The sequence below is a fragment of the Azorhizobium doebereinerae UFLA1-100 genome, assembly GCF_000473085.1.
In the GTDB taxonomy this organism is placed as follows: Bacteria; Pseudomonadota; Alphaproteobacteria; order Rhizobiales; family Xanthobacteraceae; genus Azorhizobium; species Azorhizobium doebereinerae.
In genome coordinates, this window is the sequence record NZ_AXBA01000061.1 from 1 (window position 1) to 10,470 (window position 10,470).

Genomic DNA, 10,470 nt, shown 5'->3' on the forward strand with positions numbered 1-10,470 from the left:
GCATGAGCAGACGCGGCAACTGCTGGGACAATGCGGTCGCCGAATCCTTCTTCAGCGGCCTGAAAAAAGAGCGCATCCAGAAACGCATCTGCAAGACCCGCGCCTTGGCGCGCGCCGATGTCTTCGACTATATCGAGGCGTTCTATAACCGAACCCGCCGCCACAGCCATCTCGGCGGCATCAGCCCTGAGGCGTTCGAACGCGCTTCTGCGTGAGGCTCGGCTTTGTCCACGAAACCAGGGACAGTCCATTTATGAGCTTCAGAGGAGTGATGGGCACACTGCGTCGGGTGTTTCCGGAGGCGTTCAAGCGGGAGGCGGTTGAACGGGCCACGGCCGGCGGCCTTTCCACCTCACAGGTAGCGCAGGAACTGGGGGGTGCATGAGACGGTGCTTCGCCGTAGATGAGAGACCAAGCCCCCCAGGCGACGGGGCCGGCGCGGCGCCCGGTTCCGCAGGCGGAGGCCCCGGCGCCGGCAGACTTGGCTGCCGAGAACGCCCGGCTCAGGCGGGAGAACGAGCGCCTGCGGATGGAGCTCGACATCCTTAAAAAAGCCGCGCTCATCTTCGGAGCGGCCTTCCGATGAAGTTAGGGTTCGTCGATGAGCATCGCGCTGTGTGGCCAGCCCGTTTGGTGTGCGAGGCCTTGGGGCTGTCGGCCCGCGGCTATTATGCCTGGCGTGCCCGTCCGGAGAGCTTGCGCGCACAGGCCAACCGGGAGCTCACGGATGACGTCCGGCTGATCCACACGGAGAGCAGCGGGACCCATGATGCTCCCGGATCCATGCAGTGCTGCAGAGGCACGGTCGGTGCGTGGGCCATTCCCGAATCGAGCGGCTGATGCGCCGCGCCGGCATCCAGGGCCTGGGGGGCCTGTCAGGAATTTCGTGTGCGAGCGTGCATGGTGGTTCCATGGAGAGATCCTATGGCACGACGAAAGAGCCTGTTATCCCGGACGCAATTTTGGACCAACTGCTGGCGCGCACGGAGGCCAGATCGGCATTTGACAGCGATGGCTTGCTTGATCAGCTGAAGAAGGCGTTGGCCGAGCGGTGTGTGGTCCCGGAATGAGCTGGCGCGGGTCGATCTTGAAGATTGATCGGTCTTTGGTCCAGGCGTCGCAGATCACCTAGTAGGGTGTTCGCCATCGCAGGGCCTTCAGGTACTTGGCGAAGTTATAGGCAGGCCAGGACGTGTGTCTTGAGGCTTTCCAGGTCGTCGTAGTGGTAGGTCTTGACGGTAGCGTCCTTGATGGTGCGGTTCGTCCGTTCGGCTTGGCCGTTGGTCCGCGGGTGATGAGGCTGGTCAGCCTGTGCTCGATGCGGTTGGCGATACAGACGCGGTCAAAGATGTGCGGTCTGAGAAGGCGGCGGCTGGGGCCCTCGCGTTCTTGGGTAGTTCCGCGAAGGCCATGCCGTTGTCGGTGAGCGCGGTGTGGATCTTGTAGGGCAAGACCTCGATCACATTCCTCAGGAACACGGCTCCCTCCATCTTCCCGGCGCTGTCGTGGAATTCGACATGGGTGAACTCCGAGACCCGATCGATGGCCAGCAACATCACCAGCTTTCCCTCCGGCGTGGCGCAGCTCGCAGCTGTCGATGTGGACGTAGTCGATCTCGTAGGTTTTGAACCGCTTGCGCTTCTCGGCAGTCTCACTGACCGGCAGCCGGGAATGCCATGACGCTGCAGTCAGCGGTGCAGGGCGCTGCGGCTGAGGTTGGGGATGGTGTCCCGCAGGCAACCGAGCACGTCGTCTAGCGGCAGGAGTGTATTCCGCCGAAAGGTTACCACGATGGCTTCCGCGGCTGGCGTCAGCACCGTGCTCTTCGGCGCCTCGGGGTCCATCGGCGCATCGGCCGTCGTGGTCCGTCTCCGCCACTTGGCCATCGTTTTCGGGTTCAGCCCGTAACGGGCGGCAAGGGCCCGGGTGCTCTCTTTCGACGCTTGGAACTCGGCTCGACGACACGGCGTCGTGCGGGCGCTGCCGTGAAGAACGCTTGCCACAGGGCATCCTCCTCCTGACGATTCAGGACCGATGATGCACCATCAGACTTCGGGACCACATAGCTAGGAACCCTGAAGCGCTGGGCGGCAGAGCTGGGTCTGTCCGAGGCGGTGACCCTCCTCGACGCCAGCTTGAAGGAAGGATTCGAGGACCGACGCCGATCTCACGAAGCTCGCCGACGCCGGTGCCAACGATCGGGCGAAGGCCCGCAAGGCCGCTTGATCCGAGGGACCCGGCCCCATCGGGCCGGGTCATCCTTCCAAACGCAGCAACGGCGTCGCCGATAGCGTGACGATCCACGACCAGAAGCTCTCGCGCGGAATTCGGCGGCGAACGGCATCAGAGGGCCGGCTCGGCTGCCCCGGCTTTATGGGCCCTCCACGCCGACGTTTCCGCTGCGGGCACGATTTCGATATGATGGTTAAAGGTAGTTCTAACCTAAGTCGCTTCACGCCCGCGGCCCTCTGAAGTGGTAATAATCGACTGATCAGTAGAGTATCCAATATTCCCGCCGGACTTGATTCTACGAAGTTCCATCTTTGCCCTCATTTGTCGTTTGGATGTCGGGTATCAAGACTCTCGATTTGACGGAATCTTTTCGCGTTAATAGATAAAATATCTCTGACCATTGCGCTTCTAACTCAAGCGCATGGTCGCGCGAACAGGTGCAGAATGGGAGCAGGCGTGGTGAGTTCTATCCCTAAATGGTCGCTGCGGTGGGAGAGTGATCTAGATCTCACAGATCATTCTAATCTAGCAGAATTTTTTCGACGTGTGTATGGCCCAACTGGGTCCGCTAACGCATTGCCTTTTGAGGGCGTTCGGAGTTGGGCCGGTGCTCGTCCCGAGCTGCGAGCCATTGCTTATGACGCTAGTGGTGTTGCCGCACACATGGGAGTGCTGCGGCGTTTCATTAGGGTTGGGGAAGTGGATCTGCTAGTGGCAGAGCTCGGATTATACGGCGTCAGGCGAGATCTGGAGGGGCTTGGCATTGGTCATTCTGTCGCTGCACTGACGCCAACACTACATAAACTCGGCGTCCCGTTTGCCTTCGGGACATTCCGCCCGGAATTGAAAGCGCATTTTCAAAGATTCTGCCGTGGGGGGGCTGGAGAGCTCCTGGAAAACATGAAGATCAAATCGACGCTCGCGAATGTGTATCCAGGATATCAACCCACGCGCGTCGAGGATGTATTGGTAGTTGTTTTGCCCATACGCGCTTCCATCGAGGAGTGGCCCAGCTCACAGATGATGAATAGAAACGGACCTGAGCTGTGAGTGAAGACATAGCGCGCGATCCGATCAACTGCCTTCCCGTCGAGATTGGAGGAAAGCCGATATACTTGACCTTTGACGACGGTCCACATCCGACTTATACGCCATTGATACTTGACATATTGACGCAATACTCAGCGTTAGCCAGTTTTTTCGTTATCGGCAATCGCGTAGAGGCATGTCCAGGTATCGTAAGGCGCGCGTCTTTCGATGGCCATTGCATCGGAAATCACACGTTGACCCACAGAAGTCTCGATATTTGCGCGGACGAAGTTGTCATGGAAGAGGTATGCGGCGGGACGGATGCTATAAAAAAACTGAAATCCATGAATCCAGTTCGCCATTTCCGCGCCCCTTTTGGCGTTTGGACCGAAAATGCCCTAAATTACGCCAGGGCATGCGGGCAAATTCCCATACACTGGTCAATCGACACAATGGACTGGAGCGGTCGTGATGCTCAGATGATAGTGGATACTGTAGCAAATAACGCCGTGCCGGGATCGATCATACTGATGCATGATAGCGCGCCACCCGCGGAAGAGCGCACGTCACCTGAATTATGCAATAGAAGAAATACAGTTGAGGCTGTATCGATAATTATACCGATGCTCCAGGCTCGCGGCTTTTCGCTTCTGAATCTCCCATAAATATACACGCGTGAGGGACATATGTTCGATTTAGAGACTTCTAATCTTGTCGTAACATCTGTGTATATCGTGGCTAATGTCGCATACAAGATATTCCGTGGCCATTATATGGCGGGTAAGCAAGAAGCGAAAGTAGAATGTGGGCGTGGCGTGTATAAGCCGGATGTCGATGTTATTGTTCCATCATACAACGAAAATGCCTCCGCGTTGATCGGATGTATTTCGTCCATAAAAAATCAGTTATACGAGGGGAAGATAAGGTGTTTCGTCGTCGACGATGGATCCTCCGATCCGCGTGGCTTCGTTGAAGCGAGGCGATTGTATCAAGATGATAGCGATATCGAATTTATTGAGTTGCCTCGCAATATGGGTAAAAGAGAGGCTCAGATCGCAGCGGTAAATATGTCGTTTGGCGAATTCATATTAAATGTAGATTCTGACACCTCCTTGGCGCCGGACGTAGTTAAGCATCTTGTAAGGAAGATGATTGATTCGAGGGTGGGGGGGGTCATGGGCCAACTAGTCGCATCAAATCGATCAACAAATTGGCTCACAAAGTTGATAGACATGGAGTATTGGATCGCGTGTAATGAGGAAAGGTCGGCCCAGTCAAGATTTGGTACAGTCATGTGTTGTTGTGGTCCGTGTGCGATGTATCGACGAGAAGCTTTTATGCGCGTGCTATCGGAGTATAGATCTCAGTATTTTCTTGGAAAAGAGAGCAACTTTGGAGAAGATAGGCACATAACACTTCTAATGTTAAGAAGTGGTTATAGGACGGAGTATGAGTATATGGCAAGTGCGGCAACGATAGTCCCAAGTAGCATGTCTGCATATGTTCTGCAGCAGTTAAGGTGGGCTCGTAGTACGTTCAGGGATTCGTTCTTGGCGTTGAAGATCGCATCGTCTCTCAACGCATACGTGGTATCTGAAGTGATATTGCAGACATTGTTTATTTTTCTGACGCCAATCACAATGATAACTGCCATTGGTGTCGCCGTTTTGGATGCCAAAGTTCCATATTACACGTTAATAACTTTTCTGTTAATTGAATTGTGGTGTTGCGCAATTGCGGCTGCGGCATCCAAAGATCTTAGATTTATGTTCTTTATAGCTCACGCGCCTATAAATTATCTTGTCCTGGGGCCGATAAAGGTATACGCGGCCCTAACCGTGGGAAATTCCAGTTGGATGTCACGAAATAATCGTCTCGTATCAGCAGATGATGAAACAATGCCGCTGTAGGGCCAGATTATTTGACGATGAAAGGCGCGTAACGTGTCATATGACGAAATTCATCGAGAGCTATCTAAGGCTGACCCATGGGGATTAGATGGTAGCGATTTTGAGCAGCGGCGGCTGTTCCATCTTGCAAGACTTTGCCGAGAAGGGCCGCCTATAAAAAATGCCCTCGAAATAGGCTGTGCGGGGGGGGCATTTACCGAAAAATTGGCGATGTTCTGTAGCAATTTGACAGTAATTGATGTCATGAAGGATGCGATAGATCGTTCAAAGAAGAGAGTTTCAACGCCAAACATAGAGTGGATATTATCTGATGTGCGTTCGGTGTCATCTAGTACTATATTTGATGTCATTGTATGTAGCGAAGTTCTTTATTATTTAGAATCTGAAGATGAAATTCATTCCGTGATTTGCAATCTAGCGAACATGTTGGCCGCCGATGGGCGACTTGTTATTGGCTCGGCCAGGGACGAGTTGTGCAAAATATGGGGGAGAGCGGCAGGAGCGGAGACAATAATATCAATTGCACGTTCGTTCCTCAATTTGACGCAACAAATCTCACTAAAAGGGGAGAAGGTACAGGAGGACTGCGTTATTGCAGTATTCCAACCGCAAAAAAGACAGATATGATTTTTAGTCGTTAGCTAACTAATGGAGTATAGCGGTGATAATCTGCGGTCTTAAGCTGACGCACGATGGCGCTGTAGCGCTAATTAGAGATCAAAAATTAATAACCTGCGTCGAAAATGAGAAGGTGAACGGAAACAGGCGATTTTCGCCCATATCAAACGCTCACGAGGTGGAATCGATTTTACACAGAAGCGGCCTATCCGCAGAATGCATTGATTTATACGCGATAGACGGGTGGGATGGAATACGCGAGTCGACAGTGGAATTCTCTTCCGGGGGCGTACCAGGAAAGCTGGAGGTCGCTCCTTATCTCGAAAGGAATCGCGCGAGTATAATGAGCTCATCGTTACATGGCGGGCTTCTGTTGGGCGCGCGTGCAAGGTCGTACAAGAGCTTTTCGCATGTTTCTGGGCATATTGCCTCGGCCTATTGTACCAGTAGTTTTGCTAAAGCGCGTTTGAGCGCCCTATGCCTTGTTTGGGATGGTAGCATCTGGCCAAGGCTGTATGTTGTTTCGCCCGAGCGCGTGGATTACGTTGGTTCGCTTTTCCCACTCCTAGGGCATGCCTTTGCGGCGGCCGGCCATCATTTCGGGCCATACCGGAGTTCCGATCGCAGCCAATGGAACTTGGACATTGCCGGTAAGCTGATGTCATATATCTCCTTAGGTAAACCAAGCGATGAAATCATCTCGGTTATCGAGAATAGTTACCGCAATATTATATGTCGATTTAGTGGTTATGTCACTCACGCAACCGAAATGATGCATGAACCAGACGAAATGCTCGTTTATACGCACCGTTTCATGGAAGAAATATCCCTGTCGCTCGAAGGTGTCACTGGGGCGGACGTGCTGTGTTCATTTCACGTTTTCATCGAGCGAATGTTAATTCAACGTGTTGCCGAGATTCTTGCGGGAAGTGGCCTCCCTCGCGGGCTGAATCTATGCATTTCTGGAGGATGTGGATTAAATATCAAGTGGAATAGCGCATTGCGGCGAAGCGGCTTATTCGGGGATGTGTGGGTGCCGCCTTTTCCGAACGATAGCGGCTCCGCGATCGGCGCGGCGTGTTGCGCGTTGGCAGAGGGCCGAGGGTTGGTCCCTCTTGAATGGTCGGTATTTAGCGGACCGCAGTTAGGTGAGGAAACTCCGCCGCCGGAGTGGATCCGCAGTCCGTGCGGATTTGAGGAGCTTGCCCGTGTACTAGCACAGGGGGAGCCTATTGTTTTTCTTACAGGTCCAGCAGAGTTGGGGCCACGAGCTTTGGGAGCGAGGAGTATCCTCGCGGCAGCGACGTCCGCTGAGATGAAGGAAAAGTTAAATAACATTAAGAATCGGGAGAATTTTAGACCAATTGCTCCCATTTGTCTGCAGGATAGAGCTGAAGAAATATTTGATCCAGGCACGCCTGATCCTTTCATGATGTTCGATCATCAAACTAGGCCGCATTGGCGCGATAGAATTCCCGGGGTAGTTCACTTGGATGGATCCGCAAGGCTTCAAACTATTCCGCGAGAGTCCAGTCATCCGGTCGCGCGCTTGTTGGTGGAGTACGAGCGTCTCACAGGTGTGCCGCTGTTGTGCAACACAAGCGCCAATGAATTGGGGCGGGGCTTCTTTCCTGACGTCGCATCCGCCTGCCGTTGGGGCCGAATTTGCAATGTATGGAGCGACGGTTATATCTGGAAGGCTTAGCATCGGCCGAGATGTAAGCACGAACAGTGGGAAGTAGGAGGATGCAGATGAAGCCGATAATCATGCAGGGAGTGTCAAAATTTGTACGCGGAAAGCCCATACTGAACGACGTTAATCTTGAGGTGTCCCGCGGAGAATGTCACGGCCTGATTGGACCCAACGGCGCGGGAAAAAGTACGACGATCTCCGCAATTATCGGTAGAAGCAGGATTGATATCGGATCTATTTTCATGTTGGGAAACGACATGCGAACTAATAGTCGTTTTGCACGAGCGAAGGTAGGTGTGGTTCCTCAGGTAAGTTGCTTGGAACATTCTCTTTCCGTTCGTGAGAATATAAAGCTGTATGCGGCTTTTTTCGGATTAGGTGGACGCCATATTCGTGACAGAATATCCTGGCTTCTGGAGAAGCTGGAATTGACGTCATATGCCGATAATAGAATTTCGGAGCTGTCTGGCGGTATAAAGCAAAAGATTTCGCTTGTTAGAGCTTTAATTAACAATCCAGAATTGCTGATTCTTGATGAGCCGTCGTCCAATCTTGATGTGAGTGGAAGGAATAGTGTAATCGATCTTATCAAAGACCTCAAGAGTAGAGGCGTCGCTATACTTATGACATCCCATGCAATGGAAGAAATTGAGCTGGCGTGCGATCGGGTTTCCATTATTTCCGGGGGGCATGTGGTTGCTTCGGGAAGTGTCGGTCGGATGCTCGAATCGCTTGGGGGGAGTGTCATTGACATCCAGTGTCAAGATATTGAGCAGGCAGCGCAAATTTTGCGTCGTTCGGCGGTGGAATGTTTTGTTGGGCCCAGCAACATTGTATGTATTAATACAACGTTCGCTCACGTGCGGCACGCGCTGGTGCAGAGCGTCGGTGTAAAAGTGACCGAAAGGGCGGCTAGTGTAAGTGATTTGGTGGCACAAGCTCATTGTAGGATGGGAGGATAATGTGCGATATAAAGCGTCGTTTGAATCTCCGGCATGGTTTGCGGTATGGTATAGAAATTATTTGACCTGGCGGAGAGGGGCTCTGCTGCATTTTATAGGGACAGTTGCGGATCCTATTGTGGCGCTTCTAGGGTTAGGGATAGGGATCGGTCCTATTGTCGGGTTAGTTGACGGTCAGCCCTATATCTCGTTTCTTGCCGGCGGTCTCATCGTTACGGGAGCGATGGCTGCTACAAATGGAGAGATGTTTTACGGAGCATTTACGAGATTTTACATCGATCAGACGTGGAGTGCTATGTTGTATACGCGGCTGTCGGTTGCCGATGTGCTGTTCGGGGAGGTGTGTTGGGGTGCAACGAGGGGGTGTGCCATTGGGGTGATTGTATATATTGTTTCGTTATGCTTTGGGTATGTCTCTTGGCATTGCCTATTTATGATCGTTCCAATTTTAATTGTCGTGTGCTTAACTTTTTCATGCATCTCTGCTCTTGTTGTGTCTTTCGCGAAAGGTTATGAATTATTTTTGATATGCCAGTCTGTATTTTTTGTTCCGCTTGTTTTTACGAGTGGTGCGATATTTCCCGCTTCGCAGATGCCTCGCGCAATAAGGTGGTGGGCTAGCATGCTCCCGCTTTATCCCAGTGTAGAGCTGATGCGGGGGGCTCTTAATGGGGCGTATGTCCCGAACTTCATGTCGGACGTGGTCATCTTGGCGTCATATGCAGTCATTGCTTTCGGCTTGGCTCTGGCCGTTTTAAAGCGAAGAATTGTTAGTTGAGGTGTGTTGTGGGAGGTGTGGAAGTGGCGCGTAGATACGTTGTTGCGCGTAGGCGCACCGGTTTCGGGGATTGTATCTGGTCTCTTGCAGCTGCGTGGCAGTATGCAAAGCGAACTGGGAGAATTCTTGTCATCGATTGGACTGGGTCGTGTTATACGCGGGATTCCGAGACGAATGCATTTACGCAGTTCTTCAATCCTATTGACGAAATTGCCGGTGTGCCGGTGATTTTGGCGGGGGGGGGGGAGAACCTGCGGCTGCCTGGACCATTCTTTCCGGAGTGGTGGAACGGTCATTGGGGTGAAAAGAGGGGCGATCAGCAGGTGCTTTTTGAGAGAGATCAATTGCGTCGACTTTTCGCCACCGGACAAGATTGTGCTGCGGCAACTGTGATATGCGATGCATGTCTGATGTGGGGATGTGATGAATGGGCGGAAAATGTGATTTTTGATGAGCTCGATGTTGTCGAAAGGATTCGTGATAAAATTTCAGCGTACCGTCGGGATAATTTTGACGGCTGTAAGGTGATTGGTGTGCATATTAGGCATGGGAATGGCGAGGATATTCAGGATCATTGGCCGTATTGGGCGGAGCCGGAGCGGCTGATGAGGTTGGTGGAGGGCAAAATGCGCTCCGAGCGTCTTAGAGTGGAGTCCGAAATGGTTAAATATTTTTTGTCTACGGATAGTATTTTTGTTTTAAACAGTATTGTGCGTGTGTTTCCCGGTGTCATGTATACAGAAAAAGAGTACAGACGCTTGGGGGCGGGGCCTCTGCATTGCCCGCAGCTGGGGCCGGCCGGCGGGGAGGCGGCGTTGGTTGATATGTATCTGCTGGCCATGTGTGACGTTTTAATCCGCGTACCTCCGACGAGTGCCTTCTCTCGAATGGCTTATCTGCGAGTTCCTAGAGTCTTTGAGTGTGATCTGAGGGATAGTACGGGATTTAGATTAGCGTAGAGTGTGGTGGCGGTGACCTCTGCGCTCTTTGAGTCACATTGGACTATCCCTGGTTTCGTGGACAAAGCCGAGCCTCACGCAGAAGCGCGTTCGAACGCCTCAGGGCTGATGCCGCCGAGATGGCTGTGGCGGCGGGTTCGGTTATAGAACGCCTCGATATAGTCGAAGACATCGGCGCGCGCCAAGGCGCGGGTCTTGCAGATGCGTTTCTGGATGCGCTCTTTTTTCAGGCCGCTGAAGAAGGATTCGGCGACCGCATTGTCCCAGCAGTTGCCGCGTCTGCTCATGC

10 protein-coding genes and 2 pseudogenes are annotated in these 10,470 nt (G+C 52.7%); 10 read left to right on the plus strand and 2 right to left on the minus strand.

Annotated elements, in window-relative coordinates; genetic code table 11:
* Window positions 1–215: IS3 family transposase (locus YU1_RS31095; protein WP_035716682.1), on the plus strand; the 215-nt coding region annotated here is incomplete at its 5' end.
* 56 nt (window positions 216–271) lie between these two features.
* Window positions 272–875, plus strand: a pseudogene (locus YU1_RS34585) (transposase); the annotation flags it as partial.
* A gap of 175 nt (window positions 876–1,050) precedes the next feature.
* Here the strand turns inward: YU1_RS34585 and YU1_RS33005 are convergent.
* Window positions 1,051–2,003, minus strand: a pseudogene (locus YU1_RS33005) (integrase core domain-containing protein); the annotation flags it as partial.
* A gap of 622 nt (window positions 2,004–2,625) precedes the next feature.
* Between YU1_RS33005 and YU1_RS32250 the strand changes: the two are divergent.
* Genes YU1_RS32250 through YU1_RS32265 form a run of 8 tightly spaced genes read left to right on the plus strand, consistent with a single transcriptional unit; the run spans window position 2,626 to window position 10,181 of the window.
* Complete coding sequence (locus YU1_RS32250; RefSeq protein WP_425339177.1) at window positions 2,626–3,282, plus strand: NodA family N-acyltransferase; 657 nt, start codon at window positions 2,626–2,628, stop codon at window positions 3,280–3,282.
* A complete protein-coding gene (locus YU1_RS34965) occupies window positions 3,279–3,926 on the plus strand; it encodes a polysaccharide deacetylase family protein (RefSeq protein ID WP_051357326.1) in 648 nt (215 codons plus the stop codon). Before YU1_RS32250 ends, YU1_RS34965 begins: the two co-directional genes overlap by 4 nt.
* A gap of 21 nt (window positions 3,927–3,947) precedes the next feature.
* Entirely contained in the window at window positions 3,948–5,171 is a 1,224-nt protein-coding gene (locus tag YU1_RS33010) for a glycosyltransferase (protein ID WP_084540114.1), read from the plus strand.
* Window positions 5,172–5,204: 33 nt separating this feature from the next.
* The gene (locus YU1_RS32260) at window positions 5,205–5,798 is read left to right on the plus strand and encodes an SAM-dependent methyltransferase (RefSeq protein ID WP_051357328.1); all 594 of its coding nucleotides are present in this window, start codon (window positions 5,205–5,207) and stop codon (window positions 5,796–5,798) included.
* A gap of 34 nt (window positions 5,799–5,832) precedes the next feature.
* Window positions 5,833–7,494 carry a carbamoyltransferase N-terminal domain-containing protein gene (locus tag YU1_RS31115; RefSeq protein WP_035716684.1) on the plus strand — a complete coding sequence of 554 codons (1,662 nt, stop codon included), beginning with the start codon at window positions 5,833–5,835 and terminating at the stop codon, window positions 7,492–7,494.
* Between the two features lie 47 nt (window positions 7,495–7,541).
* Entirely contained in the window at window positions 7,542–8,444 is a 903-nt protein-coding gene (locus tag YU1_RS33015) for an ABC transporter ATP-binding protein (RefSeq protein ID WP_198019056.1), read from the plus strand.
* 1 nt (window position 8,445) lies between these two features.
* On the plus strand, window positions 8,446–9,222 hold the full coding sequence (locus YU1_RS33020; protein WP_198019058.1) for an ABC transporter permease: 777 nt from the start codon (window positions 8,446–8,448) through the stop codon (window positions 9,220–9,222).
* A 23-nt stretch (window positions 9,223–9,245) separates the two neighbouring features.
* Window positions 9,246–10,181, plus strand: coding sequence for a nodulation protein NodZ (locus YU1_RS32265; protein WP_156922439.1), 936 nt, complete (start codon window positions 9,246–9,248; stop codon window positions 10,179–10,181).
* Between the two features lie 74 nt (window positions 10,182–10,255).
* Here the strand turns inward: YU1_RS32265 and YU1_RS31120 are convergent.
* The coding region (locus tag YU1_RS31120; protein ID WP_035716682.1) for an IS3 family transposase at window positions 10,256–10,470 on the minus strand (215 nt) is incomplete at its 5' end.

Coding starts and splice junctions, on each gene's coding strand:
- YU1_RS33010 (WP_084540114.1), top strand. CDS start 3,948: ATGTTCGATTTAGAGACTTCTAATCTTGTCGTAACATCTGTGTATATC.
- YU1_RS33015 (WP_198019056.1), top strand. CDS start 7,542: ATGAAGCCGATAATCATGCAGGGAGTGTCAAAATTTGTACGCGGAAAG.